General features: G+C 62.6%; 12 protein-coding genes. 5 read left to right on the top strand and 7 right to left on the bottom strand.

The features are described from left to right. Nucleotides 1-44: 44 nt before the first annotated feature. A complete protein-coding gene (locus LJX93_RS16470) occupies nt 45-878 on the top strand; it encodes a helix-turn-helix transcriptional regulator (RefSeq protein WP_033698765.1) in 834 nt (277 codons plus the stop codon). Between the two features lie 105 nt (nt 879-983). Here LJX93_RS16470 and LJX93_RS16465 read toward each other — a convergent pair whose 3' ends face one another. The 5 genes from LJX93_RS16465 to LJX93_RS16445 form a co-directional block, all read right to left on the bottom strand. Next, a complete protein-coding gene (locus LJX93_RS16465) occupies nt 984-2,063 on the bottom strand; it encodes a helix-turn-helix domain-containing protein (protein WP_033698764.1) in 1,080 nt (359 codons plus the stop codon). 106 nt (nt 2,064-2,169) lie between these two features. Continuing rightward, entirely contained in the window at nt 2,170-3,141 is a 972-nt protein-coding gene (locus LJX93_RS16460) for a PDR/VanB family oxidoreductase (RefSeq protein ID WP_033698763.1), read from the bottom strand. 76 nt (nt 3,142-3,217) lie between these two features. Continuing rightward, nucleotides 3,218-4,339 (bottom strand): aromatic ring-hydroxylating oxygenase subunit alpha, encoded by a 1,122-nt coding sequence (locus tag LJX93_RS16455; RefSeq protein ID WP_156311223.1) that lies wholly within the window; start codon nt 4,337-4,339, stop codon nt 3,218-3,220. A gap of 127 nt (nt 4,340-4,466) precedes the next feature. Then, the gene (locus LJX93_RS16450; protein WP_320326830.1) at nt 4,467-6,065 is read right to left on the bottom strand and encodes a BCCT family transporter; all 1,599 of its coding nucleotides are present in this window, start codon (nt 6,063-6,065) and stop codon (nt 4,467-4,469) included. Nucleotides 6,066-6,258: 193 nt separating this feature from the next. Continuing rightward, entirely contained in the window at nt 6,259-7,350 is a 1,092-nt protein-coding gene (locus LJX93_RS16445; RefSeq protein ID WP_033698759.1) for a tartrate dehydrogenase, read from the bottom strand. Between the two features lie 98 nt (nt 7,351-7,448). On the opposite strand from LJX93_RS16445, the gene LJX93_RS16440 reads away from it, so the two are divergent. After that, the gene (locus LJX93_RS16440) at nt 7,449-8,360 is read left to right on the top strand and encodes a LysR substrate-binding domain-containing protein (protein ID WP_033698758.1); all 912 of its coding nucleotides are present in this window, start codon (nt 7,449-7,451) and stop codon (nt 8,358-8,360) included. A gap of 313 nt (nt 8,361-8,673) precedes the next feature. Here LJX93_RS16440 and LJX93_RS16435 read toward each other — a convergent pair whose 3' ends face one another. Then, entirely contained in the window at nt 8,674-9,156 is a 483-nt protein-coding gene (locus tag LJX93_RS16435; protein WP_033698757.1) for an Lrp/AsnC family transcriptional regulator, read from the bottom strand. Nucleotides 9,157-9,279: 123 nt separating this feature from the next. Here LJX93_RS16435 and LJX93_RS16430 point away from each other — a divergent pair, with 123 nt between their 5' ends. Together LJX93_RS16430 and LJX93_RS16425 are read left to right on the top strand one after the other, a co-directional pair. Beyond that, nucleotides 9,280-10,311: a histone deacetylase family protein gene (locus tag LJX93_RS16430; RefSeq protein ID WP_033698756.1), complete on the top strand. Its 1,032-nt coding sequence runs from the start codon at nt 9,280-9,282 to the stop codon at nt 10,309-10,311. Nucleotides 10,312-10,393: 82 nt separating this feature from the next. Continuing rightward, on the top strand, nt 10,394-11,791 hold the full coding sequence (locus tag LJX93_RS16425) for an amino acid permease (protein ID WP_227696203.1): 1,398 nt from the start codon (nt 10,394-10,396) through the stop codon (nt 11,789-11,791). Here LJX93_RS16425 and LJX93_RS16420 read toward each other — a convergent pair. Continuing rightward, a complete protein-coding gene (locus tag LJX93_RS16420; protein ID WP_033698754.1) occupies nt 11,788-13,119 on the bottom strand; it encodes a D-serine ammonia-lyase in 1,332 nt (443 codons plus the stop codon). The two genes, LJX93_RS16425 and LJX93_RS16420, sit on opposite strands and share 4 nt — an antisense overlap. Before the next feature lie 184 nt (nt 13,120-13,303). Here LJX93_RS16420 and eutH point away from each other — a divergent pair, with 184 nt between their 5' ends. Beyond that, nucleotides 13,304-14,536, top strand: a complete 1,233-nt coding sequence (eutH, locus tag LJX93_RS16415) for an ethanolamine utilization protein EutH (protein ID WP_033698753.1) — start codon at nt 13,304-13,306, stop codon at nt 14,534-14,536. Nucleotides 14,537-14,561 lie beyond the last annotated feature (25 nt).

Below are 14,561 nucleotides of genomic sequence, written 5' to 3'. Positions count from 1 at the left end.
AAAGGGCTGTGCGTGGCCGTGCCTGGCAGGCTAGACTGCCGGGCATGACCCAAGCCTCTCCCGACACTCCGCTCACCCTTTCGCTGGGGGCACTGCAGCAATGGCATGCGGCGCTGCAGCGTGCCCTGAGCCACAGCGAAACGGCCGATGCCCTGCACTACGTGGCCGCCGCGATTGGCGAACTGGTGCAGGTGGAGTCGATGATGATCAGCCTCGAATGCCAGGGGCAGGCACCGCAGCTGCTGTATCAGCAGGGCATCCCCGAAGTGCACCGTGCTGCGGTGCTGGAGCGCTATTTCGCCGCCGGCTATCTGCTCGACCCCTTTTGCCTGGCCGTGCAGAGTGGCCTGGCCGAGGGGTTCTATCACCTCGAAGAAATCGCCCCGGACCACTTCTTCGACAGCGACTACTACAAGGCCTATTACCTGGGCACCGGCTGCAGCGAAGACAGCTACTACATCGTCGACCTCAGCCAGGGGCGCAAGCTGTCCTTCAGCCTGTTCCAGGGGTGCAGTGGCACGCGCTTGAGCAGCGGGCAGATCGACTTGCTGCGGGCGGTCGAGCCGATGGTGCGCGAAGTGCTGGGGCGTTATGCCCGTTACAACCTTGAAGCCGCCACGGCTTCGGCCGAGCGCGGCAGCGTTCAGGCGGCGTTCGAGAGTTTTGGTTGCCAGGTGCTTACCGATCGGGAGCGAGAGGTGGCGCACATGATCTTGCGGGGGCATTCGGTGAAGTCCACGGCGGTGCAGCTGGGGATTTCACCGGAGACGGTGCGGATGCACCGCAAGAACCTGTATCTGAAGCTTGAGATCAATTCACAGTCGGAGTTGTTTGCGCGCTTTATCGACTGGTTACGGCAGGGGGCGGTTGCGAGCTGATAAGTGTATTACGTGAGGTTTGTGGCGCCTATGAGGTCGAGCGCCGCCCGCGCGGCGCTCGACCTCATAGGCGCCACAAACCTCACGTCAAACACCTGGCAGCCCTCACAACCCCCTCAGCTTCGCCTCCAGCGCCGCAATGTGCGCCTGCAACCGCTCATGCTCCTGCCGCTCGGCGGTGATGTCTTCAAACACGCTGATCAGGTGCTCCGGCTCACCGTTGTCGCGGCGCTGCAGCGAGGTGCGGGCGCGCACCCAGATGTATTCGCCGCTCTTGTGGCGCACGCGTTTTTCCACCTCGTAGCGCTCGGTTTCACCCGCCAGCATGCGCGCCAGCAATTGCAGGTTCAGCGCCAGGTCGTCGGCATGGGTGATGTGCTGGAAGGTCATGGCGTACAGCTCTTCGGCGCGGTAGCCGAGCATCTCGCAGAGGCTGTTATTGACCCGCTGCCAGGTGCCGTCCGGGTCGATGTAGGCGAGGGCACCCCAGGCCAGCTCGAAGATCGCGCGAAAGCGTTCTTCGCTGTTGCGCAACGCCTGCTGGGCAACCTGGCGCTCGGTGTTGTCCATGCTGATGCCGACCATCTTCACCGAGCGCCCGGCGCTGTCGCGTACCACCGTGGCGCGGGAGGAAATCCAGCGCACTTCACCCTCAGGCCGGGTGATACGGAAATCACACTCGCAGCCACTGCCCTCGGCGACGGCCTGGGCGTACATCGCCTGCATGTGCGCCACGTCTTCATCCGGCAGATGGCGCCAGAAGTCTTCGTTGCGGTGCACTGGCCAGCCATACACCTGTTCGACGTTTGGCGAATAGGTGACCTCGTCGCTGATCAGGTTCCATTCCCAGGTCACGATACGCGCACCTTCCTGGGCCAGTTTCATGCGCGTTTCGCTTTCCATGATTTCGGCGGTGTAGCGCCTGCGCAGGTCGGTCATCGGCAACTCGACCACCTGTGGCTGCTGGATGTTCTGCAAGGCTTCGTCGCCATAGCGCAGCCAGATCCAGTTGACCTTGAGAAAGTCGGCCAATTTACGCAGGTTGTCGTAGTCGATCTCCCCGCCGCGGGTCCATTTGTGCACCGCTGTGCGGGAAATACCCAGGGCCGTGCCCACGGCTTGCAGGGTCAGCTTGTGATGCTCGAGCAGTTCCTTGAGGCGAAAGGCAAAGCTGTTTTCCAACATCGGCAGAGTGTCCTGATCGGGGCCAAGAGCCTGCCAGTATACTCAAGCTGTCAACTTTTGGTTGACGGTGAAACCCGTGGGGCCGCCCCGCAGCCCCGATCGCGCGTTACAGGTCCAGCACCAGGCGTGCCGAGCGTGCCCGCGACACACACAGCATGATGCTCTGCTGGGCAGCCTTTTCGTCATCGCTCAGGTACTGGTCGAAGTGCTCGGCTTCGCCTTCCAGGATGGCGGTTTCACAGGTGCCGCAGACGCCTTCGCGGCACAGGCACTCGACCTTGGCGGCCTTGGACTTCTCGATGGCCTGAAGAATGGTCATGCCTTCTTCCACCTGCAACTCGATGCCCGACTGCGCCAGCACCACGGTGAATGCCGAACCGGTCACCGGGGCTGCGGCAAACTGCTCCCAATGCACGCGTTGCTCGGCAATACCGGCCTTGGCGGCGCAGGCGATGACTGCATCGATCAGTGGTTTGGGGCCGCACACGTACAGGTGCGCGGACGCATCCAGGCCCGCGCACAAGGCCGCCAGGTCAAGCTTGCGATCGAGGCTGTCGATGTAGAAGTGGGTGTTGTCGGCATGCGGGCCGTTGGCCAACTGGGCCTGGAACGCGCCATGTTCCGGGGCGCGGAAGGCGTAGTGCAGTTCGTAGTCGGCGGCGCCGCCTTCGAGCTCGTGCAGTTGTGCCAGGAAGGGGGTAATGCCGATGCCGCCGGCAATCAGCACATGGCGGCCGGCCGCTGGGTCCAGGGCGAACAGGTTGTTGGGCGAGGAGATGGTCAGGCGGGTGCCGACCTGCACCTGCTGGTGCATGAAGGCCGAGCCGCCCTTGGATTGTTCCTCCAGGCGCACGCCAATCTGGTAGCTGCGGGTATCGCGCGGGTCGCTCATCAACGAGTAGGCGTTGCTGAACTGGCTGCCGTCGGCACCCTGCATCTGCACGATGACATGGCTGCCACCGGAGAAGGCCGGCATCGCCGCGCCATCTTCGCGGGCCAGGGTAAAGCGCTTGATCAGCGGCGTGGCCTGTTCCACTTCGGTCACGCACACGCTGAACATTTCATATTTGTTGGCCATGGTTCACCTCGACTGCCAGGGCGCGCGGCAGGCCGTGCCGCGCACCAGTACGTGCAAATGACTCAAGCGGTAGCGATCAATCGTCGAGGTGGGCCACGGCGATCAGGTTGTGGAAGTGGGCAATGCCGTGCTCGCTCATGCCGCTGCGCTCGCGGTCGGCCATGATCCGGCCCTGGCCACGGTAGCCGCGGGATTTCAGGCCCTTCTGCACGCTTTCGACCAGGCGCAGGTCTTCTGGGCGAAACACTTCGCGGTACCAGTTGATCAGCTTCTGTTGCTCCTCGGTGATGTCCGTGTTGAGGAAGTAGATGTCGTAGTGCTGCAGGGTCGTTTCCGCATCCACCGGGAACTCGTAGATCACGGTCATGAAGTTGGCTCCTGGCGGCACGTTGAACATGGTGCACGGCCAGGCCCAGAAGCCGGCGAAGGACGGGTCTTTCACGCTTTCATCGAAGGTGAACGACTGCTCCGACGGTTTTGCCAGGCCGTACTGCAGGGTCCAGTTACCATGCATGCTGTGGCTGTACTGGCCGACGTCTACCGAATCGGAGAAGCCGGGGTGGGCAGGGGCGCAGTGGTAGCACTCAAGGTAGTTGTCGACGATCGACTTCCAGTTGGCCGGGGTGTCGCTGACGAAACGTGCGGCCAGGTGCAGGTCGTCGATCACGCCACAGGCTTCACGCATGCGCGCTTGCAGGCCCGGCAACTGGTCTTCGACCGAGCCTGCGTCCATGTCCATGTTGATGAAGATGAAGCCTGCGTATTCTTCGACGCGCAGCGGCACCAGGGTGGAGTTCTCTTTGTCGAAGTTCACCACGTTGTCGCAGTTACGGGCGTGGGCAAGCTCGCCGTCGAGCTTGAAGGTCCAGGCGTGGTACGGGCAGGTGATGACGTTCTTGGCCTTGCCGCTGCCGCTGAGCAACTGGTGGCCGCGGTGCGGGCAGACGTTGTAGAACGCGCGCAGCACGCTGTCACGACCGCGCACCACGATGATGCTCTCGCCAATCACTTCGCGGGTGATGTAGGCATTGTTCTGCGCCACTTCGCTGCGGTGGCCGACACAGATCCAGCTGCGCGCGAAGATGGCTTCCTTCTCGTGCTCGAAAACCGAGGCCTGGGTGTAGAAGCTGGCAGGGATAGTGAACGCCTCTTCGGCGTTCGCACAGAAATCGGCGGGCAGGCGTTTGAAGTCATTCATGACGGGATCTCACAAGCTCGGTTTATAGTTATTGGTTAACACGTATCTATTGGTTAACAGGCCGGGCAAAAAAATTTGCCGTCGTGGGGCGAGGCCGCCCCACACAGGCCAGTTCAGTTCACTCGTTTCAATGCACGGCGGCGGCACTGCGCGGGGCATGCTTGGCAGGTGTTTCACCGGCCAGGCGCGCTGCCTCTTCCTCGATGCGGTAGGCCGAGACCTGGCCGTAGTCTTCGAACATCCACTTGAAGAAGCCGTAGATCTTCACCAGCAGAATCACCATGAACGGGATCGCCGTCAGTACCACCGCGGTTTTCATGGTCGACAGCGATGCCTTGGCGAACAGCATGGCCAGTGGCACCAGGGTCAGCACCACGCACCAGAACAGGCGATGGGTCGGTGTCGGGTCATCGCCTTCGCGCAGGTTGCGGGTGCTGGTGGCCGCTACCGCATACGCGGCGGCGTCCATGTGCGAGGCGCAGAAGATCGCCATGATGAACAGGTACACACCCAGGAACACCTGGCCCCATGGCAAGGCCAGCAACAGGTGTGTCACCGCCGATTCGCCGCCTTGTTCACTGAGCATTTTCGGCACGTCGATGGCACCGGTGATGAACTGGTGCATGCTGTAGCTTTCCAGCGCGCCGAAGAAGAACCAGCAACCGAAGCTGCCGCCCATCAGCAGGGCCATGACCACTTCCTTGATCTGCCGGCCGCGCGACACGCGGGTCACGAACATCGCCACGCCCGGTGCGTACGACACCCACCAGAGCCAGTAGAACACCGTCCAGTTGCGGGTGAAGGCACCGTCGCCGGCCGGGTCGGTGAACAGGCTCATGTGCACGTAGTTCTGGATCATCAGGCCAATCGAGTTGGCCGTATTGTTGATGGTGAACTGCGTCGGGCCAACCAGCAGTATGACGGCGGCAAATACCAGCGCGCCGATGCACACCATCTTGCTCAGGCGCTGCAGGCCGCCATCGATACCGATGTAGGAGCTGAGCGAGAACATCACCGCGACGGCACCGATCACCAGCAATTGCACGGTGAATGTGTCGGGGGTGCCGGTGAGGTCATGCAGGCCGCGGGTCAAGGTCGAGGCGGTAAGTGCCAGCGATACCGTCAGGGCGCCCATCATGGTCAGCAGGAAGATCAGGTCGACACTGCGGCCAACGGGGCCGGTCGCCTTGAAACCGGTCACCGCTTCGATGATCGAGGCCAGGTTCAGGCCGCTCTTCTTGCGCACGTGGAAGTGATAAGCCATGGCCAGCGAGGCCAGGGCATAGATCGACCAGGCGCTGACGCCCCAGTGGAAGAACGAATAGCCAATGCTGTACTCGAGCGCCTTGGGGGTAGCTGCGGCGATGTTGAGGCCGGGAGTCTGGTAGTAGTAGGCCCATTCCATCACGCCCCAGTACAGGGTCGAGGAACCCATGCCGGCGCAGATGAACATGAACACCCAGGTCGCGGTGGCGTACTCGGGTTTGCCACTGCCCAGGCGGATATTGCCGTACTTGCTGAAGGCCAGGTACAGCACGGCCAGGGTGCTACCGAACACCAGCACCTGGACACTGGTGCCAAAGGTACGGGTGGACAGTTCGAACAGCTGGTTGGCCGCGTGTTCGGCTTCGGCGGGGAACATTGCAAGGCCCAGCACCGTGAGCAGCACGGCGATCAGGCTCATGGTAATCAGGAACACATCAATCTTTTTATTCTTGTGCGACATCATCGTCTCCTGGACGTTGGCGTACTTGTTATACCCGGCAGGCATCCGGGGTGTTGCAGTACCACTCCTTCCTTGGTTGTTAACTAAAGGTTAACGTACATCTAATGGTTAACAGATTTTGCATTTAATCCGCGCCGCTCGCAAGAGGGGGAGGGCCGATTGTCAGACACGTGTGCTAATCGGCCCGGCCGGGTCAGGCTTCGATCAAGGCCGTGATGGCCCGGCCGACTTCCTGGGTGGACTTCTGCCCGCCCATGTCGCGGGTGGTGTCACCGGCGGCAATGACCTGTTCGATGGCCGTGAGGATGTCATCGTGGGCCGCACGGTAGCGCGGGTCGGCGCCGTCGTTGCCGAGGAACTCGAGCATCAGCGCACCGGACCAGATCATCGCGATCGGGTTGGCGATGTTCTTGCCGAAGATGTCCGGTGCCGAGCCGTGTACCGGTTCGAACAGGGACGGGAACTTGCGCTCGGGGTTGAGGTTGGCCGACGGGGCGATGCCGATGGTGCCGGCGCAGGCCGGGCCGAGGTCGGACAGGATGTCGCCGAACAGGTTCGAGGCCACTACCACGTCGAAGCGGTCCGGTTGCAGGACGAAGCGGGCGCAGAGGATATCAATGTGCTGCTTGTCCCAGCTGATTTCCGGATAATTGGCAGCCATGGCCGCCGTGCGCTCGTCCCAGTACGGCATGCTCACGGCCATGCCGTTGGACTTGGTCGCCGAGGTAACGTGCTTGCGCTCGCGGGTTTGCGCGACATCGAATGCGTACTTGAGAATGCGGTCGACACCGCGGCGGGTGAACACCGATTCCTGCAGCACGAACTCGTTCTCGGTGCCTTCGAACATGCGCCCGCCCAGGGACGAGTATTCGCCTTCGGTGTTCTCGCGGATCACCACGAAGTCGATGTCACCGGGCTCGCGGCCTGCCAGCGGGCAGGGTACGCCCGGGAACAGGCGCACCGGGCGAATGTTCACGTACTGGTCGAAGTCACGGCGGAACTTGAGCAGCGAACCCCACAGGGAAATGTGGTCCGGTACCTTGTCTGGCCAGCCGACCGCGCCGAAGTAGAGGGCGTCGAAGCCCTTCAGCTGCTCGAACCAGTCGTCCGGCATCATCTTGCCGTGGGCCAGGTAGTAATCGCAGCTGGCCCACTCGAAGAATTCGAAACTGATGTCCAGGCCATGCTTGCGGGCAGCAGCCTCGACCACGCGGATGCCTTCTGGCAGTACTTCGATGCCGATGCCATCGCCAGGGATTGCTGCAATTCTAAATGTCTTGCTCATGGGGGCGCACTCGTTGTCTAGGGAACAGGTGCGGGCCATGCTATAAGGCCTTGAATCGGAGATAATCTAGCCATTCATGGATTCTTGGAACACGAAGTGTGAATAATCTGCCAAACCTCGACGACCTCAATATCTTCCTCCTGGTGGCCAAACGCGCCAGCTTTGCTGCGGTGGCCGACGAGTTGGGCATGTCGGCGGCGTACATCAGCAAACGCATTCGCCTGCTTGAGCAAAACCTCGAGGTGCGCTTGTTGCACCGCACCACCCGGCGGGTGACGGTCAGCGAGGAGGGCGAGCGGGTGTACCAGTGGGCGCTGCAGATTTTCGACGCGGTGCAGCGCATGGGGGATGACATCAGCGCCCAGCACCGCGAACCGGCGGGGCAACTGCGCATTGCCAGCAGTTTGGGCCTGGGTCGGCGGTTTGTGGCGCCGGCCTTGTCGGAGCTGGCCGAGCGCTACCCACGTCTGGATATTCGCCTGGATGTGCATGACCGCCTGGTGGACTTGATCGAAGAGGGGGTCGACCTGGACATCCGCGTGGGCAATACCATTGCGCCCAACCTGATCGCCAAGCGCCTGGCCAGGAACCGCCGGGTACTCTGTGCCGCGCCGGGATACCTGGCGCGCCACGGCACGCCGAAAGTGCTGGCCGACCTGGGCAGCCATGACTGCCTGGTGATCAAGGAACGTGACCACCCGTTTGGTATCTGGCAGCTGGAGGGCCCTGATGGCGAAGAGAGCGTGCGGGTGACCGGGGGCTTGTCGAGCAACCACGGCGAGGTGGCCCACCAGTGGTGCCTGGATGGGCGCGGCATCTTGCTGCGGTCCTGGTGGGATGTGCACGACAGCTTGCTGGATGGGCGGCTGGTGCAGGTGTTGGCGGACTATCACCAGCCGGCGGATATCTGGGCCGTATACACCTCGCCACTGGCAAGCTCGGCCAAGGTGCGGGTGGCGGTTGAGTTCTTCCGTCGGTATTTTGCCGAGCGGTATAGCTTGCCGGAGTAGGGGGTGGGGGTGGGGCATGCCTTGGTTCTTGCAGCGCCTGGGAGATCGAGCGCCGCCCGCGCGGCGCTTCGCGGGGCAAGCCCGCTCCCACATCTGTTTCGGGCCAATGAGGCCTGCGGCATTTGCGCGCGACCGCCTTGTTTGTACGACGCGATATTGAGGCGGGCACCAAGGGGCCGCGCGCCAATGCCTCAGGAATAATTGGCCCGAAACAGATGTGGGAGCGGGCTTGCCCCGCGAAGCGCCGCGCGGGCGGCGCTCGATCTCCCAGGCGCTGTAAGAACCAAGGCATGCACCCGCCCCCCCATCGCCCTTACCTGACAGGCACCCGGCTAACCGCCTTGATTTCCCGCAAGGCCAAGCTCGACTGAATCGAAGCAATGCCCGGTTGCCGACGCAACACTTCCTCGACAAAGCGCCCATAGCTCTCCAGGTCGGTCGCCAGCACCGTCAGCACATAGTCAGCCTCACCCGTCACCTTGTGGCACGACAACACCTGCGGCAGCTTCAAGATCACCTGCTCGAAGTCATCAGGCGCTTCGGCCGAATGGTTGCCAAAGCGCACCTGGGCAAACGCCATGACGTCATACCCCAGTTTCTTGCGGTCCAGGTTGGCCTGGTAGTCCTTGATCAGCCCCAACTCCTCCAGGCGCTTGCGCCGGCGCCAGCAGGGCGTGACGGTCATCGACAAGCGCTCGCCCAGGGCGGCGCTGGACAAGGTGCCGTCCTCCTGCAGCAAGCGCAGCAGCTCGCGGTCTACCTCGTCCAGTTCTTCGTAAGCAAAAGCTTTGCTCATCTTGTGGCTACCGGCTGAATATTTTGCTCAAGCATCCGGTTTGCCTGAGCATAAAGCAAAGCATTTTCACTGCTCTCTCGCGAAAATTGGTTATCCGATAACACCTTGAAAAAGGACATTCGCGTGCTGACAGTCTTTAGCCACAATCATCGCTTGCACCATGGCTCCGAGCTCAAGGACGGGGCAATCACACCCTCATTCGAAAACCCCCAGCGTGCCGACACGGTGCTGGCTCGTGTCCAGGCCACGGGCCTGGGCGATGTCATCGCCGAGCAGGCCTTCGACCGTGCCTGCTACGTCGCGGCGCACAGCGAGCGCTACGTGAGCTTTCTGGAAAATGCCTGGGCAGAATGGACGGCCACCGGCAAGACCCATGATGCGCTACCGCTGGTATGGCCGGTGCGCGACCTGGCCATCGACCGAGAACCGGGCTTCATCGACGGCAAGCTGGGCTTCTACGCCATGGACGCCGGCGCGCCGATTACCGGCGGCACCTGGGAGGCCGTGCGCAGCAGCGCCAACGTGGCCCTGACCGGCATGCAACGGGTCATCGATGGCGCGCACAGCGCCTTCGCCTTGTGTCGCCCACCCGGGCACCATGCGGCCCGTGAGTACATGGGCGGCTACTGCTACCTCAACAACGCCGCCATTGCCGCCGAACGCTGCCTGAGCCAGGGCGCGCAGCGGGTGGCCGTGCTGGACGTGGACTTTCACCACGGCAACGGCACGCAGAACATCTTCTACGACCGCCCCGATGTGTTCTTCGCGTCGATCCACGGTGACCCGCACTTCTGCTACCCGTACTTCTCCGGCTATGCCCACGAACAGGGCTCGGGGGCGGGCGAGGGCTTCACTGCCAACTACCCGCTGAACAAGGGCACCGCCTGGGCGCAGTATCGGCAGGCCTTGCAGGAGGCGCTCAAGCGCGTTGTCGCGCACCAGCCCGACTTTCTCGTCGTATCCCTTGGCGTCGATACCTTCGAGGACGACCCGATCAGCCACTTCAAGCTCACCAGCGAAGACTTCCTGCGCCTGGGCGCCGAGATCGCCCGTGCGGGTATCCCGACGCTGTTCGTGATGGAGGGCGGCTACATGGTCGACGAAATCGGCATCAATGCCGTCAACACCCTGCAAGGTTTCGAAAGCGCCTGTTGATAGCACGTGCAAATAGCACCGGGGCAAGGCCTGTGCGGGCCTTGCCCCTGGCACCCATTCCAACAATAAAAAGAGGTCGCTCATGCAAGACATGTCCGCAAGCCTTGAGCAAAGCAAACCTGCAGATTCGCCCCGTGACGGGCACCTGAAACGCACGCTGGAAAACCGCCACATCCAGTTGATTTCTATCGGTGGCGCCATCGGCACCGGCTTGTTCATGGGGTCGGGCAAGGTCATCGCGCTGTCCGGCACCTCCATCCTGCTGGTCTACGCCATCCTGGGTTTCTTCGTGTTCTTCGTCATGCGGGCGATGGGCGAACTGCTGTTATCCGACCTGCGTTTCAAATCTTTCGCCGACATCGTCGCCCATTACCTGGGGCCGCGCGCAGGCTTCGTGCTGAGCTGGTCGTACTGGTTGAGCTGGAGTGTGGCGGTGGTCGGTGATGTGGTGGTCGTGGCCGGGTTCTTCCAGTACTGGTATGCGGACGTGCCCGCCTGGATACCGGCGTTCCTCACCCTGTTCGTGCTGCTGGGCCTGAACATGCTGGCGGTGCGAATCTTCGGCGAAGTGGAGTTCTGGTTCGGGATCATCAAAATCGTCGCCATCGTCCTGCTGATCATCACTGCAGCCGTAATGATCGCCACCGCCTATGTATCACCCAATGGGGTGGTCGCCTCGCTTGCCAATGTGGTGGCGCCAGGCACGGTGCTGCCCCATGGCATCAGCGGCTTTTTTGCAGGGTTCCAGATTGCCGTGTTTTCCTTCGCCGGCACCGAGCTGATCGGTACCACTGCGGCCGAGGCAAAGAACCCGCACCGCTCGCTGCCCAAGGCCATCAACACCATTCCCTTGCGCATCCTGCTGTTCTACATCCTGGCACTGGTGTGCATCATCAGCGTGGTTTCGTGGGCAGAAGTACCGGCCAACCGCAGCCCCTTCGTCGAGCTGTTCCTGCTGGCCGGCTTCCCGGCTGCCGCCGGCATGCTCAATTTCGTGGTGCTGACCTCGGCGGCGTCCTCAGCCAACAGCGGCGTCTATTCCGGGTGCCGGATGCTCTTCGGCCTCGCCGAGCGGCGTAACGCACCGGCCATCTTCGCCAGGCTTTCGGCACTCAGCGTGCCGGTGTACAGCTTGCTGTTCTCCGGGGTGTGCATGCTGACCGGGTTGACCTTGCTGTTCATCATCCCCGAGGTGATGACGGTGTTCACGCTGATCTCGACCATCTCGGCGATCCTGGTGATCTTCACCTGGTCGATGATTCTTGCCGCGTACCTCGCCTACCGCAAACGCAACCCGGCCGCGCACCAGGCGTCGACGCTCAAGCTGCCAGGTGGCGTACCCATGGCCGTCACGTCGCTGGTTTTCCTCGGCTTCGTGCTGGTGTTGCTGGCCCTGGAGCCGGATACGCGGATGGCGCTGTGCGTGATGCCGTTGTGGTTCGTCTTCCTGCTGCTGGCCTATCGCCGGCGCACGGCTTAACGCCCCTTGGCCAGGTAGGCGGCATACTCCTCATCCGGCACCATGCTGCCACCGGTGCCCCACACCAGGTGCGTGGCGTTGGCCATGCGTTGCGCCGTCAGCCCCCTGCGCGCCAGGTACTGCGGCGCTTGCAGCACCTGCAGCATGCCGGGCATGCCGGCCAGCGCCGAGGGCTCCAGCCGTACCTGCTCCAGGTCATGGGCCAGTACCAACAGTTGGTACAGACGCTCGTCCGTTACCGTGTAGTAGCCATCCAGCAAGCGTTGCATGGCCTTGCCGACGAAACCGGAAGGGCGGCCCACCGCCAGGCCGTCGGCGGCGGTGACGTTGTCGATGCCGAAGTCCTGCACGCTGGTCTGGTCATGCAGGCCGGTGTAAACGCCAAGGAACATGCAGGGCGAATGGGTCGGCTCGGCGAAGAGGCAGTGCACATGGTCGCCAAACACCAGCTTCAAGCCAAACGCCACTCCGCCAGGCCCGCCGCCCACGCCGCAGGGCAGGTAGACGAACAGCGGGTGTTCGGCGTCGACCTTGATACCGGCGGCGTTGAATTGGCCCAGCAAGCGTTCGGCTGCCACGGCATAACCGAGGAACAGGTGCGGCGAGTTTTCGTCATCGACGAAGTAGCACGCAGGGTCTGCCGCGGCCTGCTGGCGGCCTTGCTCCACCGCAACGCTGTAGTCGGACGGGTACTCGATCACGTTCACGCCGTTGGCGCGCAGCTTGTCCTTTTTCCACTGCCGCGCATCGGAAGACATGTGCACCGTGGCCTGGAAGCCCAGCCGGGCACTCATGATGCCGATCGACAGGCCCAGGTTGCCGGTGGAGCCGACGGCCACTTTGTACTGGCTGAAGAACTGCCGGGCTGGGTCGCTGGCCAGTACCCGGTAATCGCTGTGCAGGGTGATCAGGCCGGCCGCCAGCGCCAGGTCTTCGGCATGCTTGAGCACTTCGTGGATGCCGCCGCGGGCCTTGATCGAGCCAGAGATGGGTAGCTCGCTGTCGGCCTTGAGCCAGAGTGAGCCGCTGGGCGCGAGGCCGGCTGCTTGCTGCAAGGCGTGTTGCAAAGTTGGCAGCGGGCGAATCGGTGATTCGATGATGCCGCCAGAGGCGGCGGTGTCTGGGAACACCGTGGCCAGGTACGGAGCGAAGCGCAGCAGCCGGGCACTGGCTGCGTGCACGTCGGCGGCAGTCAGGCCGACGTCTTCCAAGGCCTCTGCGGTTGGCGCGATGCCAGGGTTGAACCAGCAGGTTTCGCGCAGTGCCACCAGGTCCTCGACCAAGGGGTGGGAGGCGTACCAGGCGTCTAGTGTTTTGCCGTGAATCATTCCATTGCTCCTGTGGTGTTGCTGTCTGGGAACTGCATATACCTCCCGGTATATGGACAGCCCGCTGCCTGCCGAATAGCTTAACCGTCGACGGGGCGCACCTTGCATGCGCGATAAAAACAATTACGCCCCCGTGTCTTTCAGTCCTGCCAACCCTATAACGCTTACAAGAATGAGGCGGCAAATGGAAAACATCGGCACCTATGTCATCTACGTCATCATGGTGTGCGCGGTACTGGGCGCCGTGGCATCCATCTACAACCCGGAGGGTGAACTGGGCCAGGAATTCATCGCCGGCCTGCACAGCATTGGCCCGATCTTCATCCCCGTGGCTGGCATCATGGCGGCAATCCCGTACATATCCGCAGGCATCAGCCAGCTCATCGCGCCGCTGTTCCTGGCGTTGGGCGCCGACCCAGGGATTGCCGGGCCGATCTTCATCGCCTCTGACATGGGCGGCTACCAGTTGGCCAAGGCCCTGGCGCAAAGCCCGGAAGGCTGGATCCTCGGCCTGATCACCGGCTTCCAGTCCGGTTCGACGATCATCTTCGTGATCCCGGTGGGGCTGGCCATGCTGCGCAAGGTCGACCACAAGTACATGGCCTTGGGGATCATGGCCGGCTTGTTGACCATTCCCGTCAGCATCATGGTAATCGCCATGACCATGCAACTGCTCGGCTTGGATGTTCGGCCGGACATCGCCACCACCGGCGCGGCCACCCAGGCGCTGCATTTCACCTGGCCGATGCTGGTGCGCAACCTGATGCCGTTGATTCTGTTCTGTATCGTGCTGGCCGCCGCGCTGCGCTACTTCCCGACGCTGATGGTGTACCTGTTCCTCAAGCTCGGTCAGTTCATGTATATCGGTGTGGTGCTGGTGCTGGTGGCCTCCATCGTCCAGTACTTCACCGGCTTTTTCAGCGCTGTGTTCGGTAGCTGGGGCTTCGCCCCGATCATCGCTGATGCTGACGACCAGTTCCGCGCGCTGGAAATTGCCGGCTACGTTGGCCTGATGCTGTGTGGGGCGTTCCCCATGGTGCACCTGCTCAAGCGCTTTCTGGCACGGCCCATCGAGCGGGTCGCCTCGCGGTTCGGCATGTCCGGGGTCGGCGCCGCCGGGGTGCTGGCCGCCTCGGCCAACATTCTGGCCATGTTCAGGCTGGTGAGCGAGATGCCGCCCAAGGACAAGGTGCTGGTGATCGCCTTCTCGGTGTGCGCCGCCTTCACCTTCGGCGACCACATGGCCTTCTCCGCCAACTTCCAGCCCTCGCTGATTCTGCCGCTGATCATCGGCAAGCTCAGCGGTGGCCTGTTCGCCATGCTGCTCGCCAGTTGGCTGGCCGTACCCAAGGCTGTGGAGATGGGGCGCGAGGACGATGCCGCCAGTGCCTACAAGGTAGCCGCCGAACCGTCCTGACCGAAAAACGTCGCCGACATGATCC

Source organism: Pseudomonas sp. HN2-3, from assembly GCF_020691745.1.
In the GTDB taxonomy this organism is placed as follows: domain Bacteria; phylum Pseudomonadota; class Gammaproteobacteria; order Pseudomonadales; family Pseudomonadaceae; genus Aquipseudomonas; species Aquipseudomonas capeferrum.
This window is presented reverse-complemented; position numbering and strand designations above follow the sequence as displayed.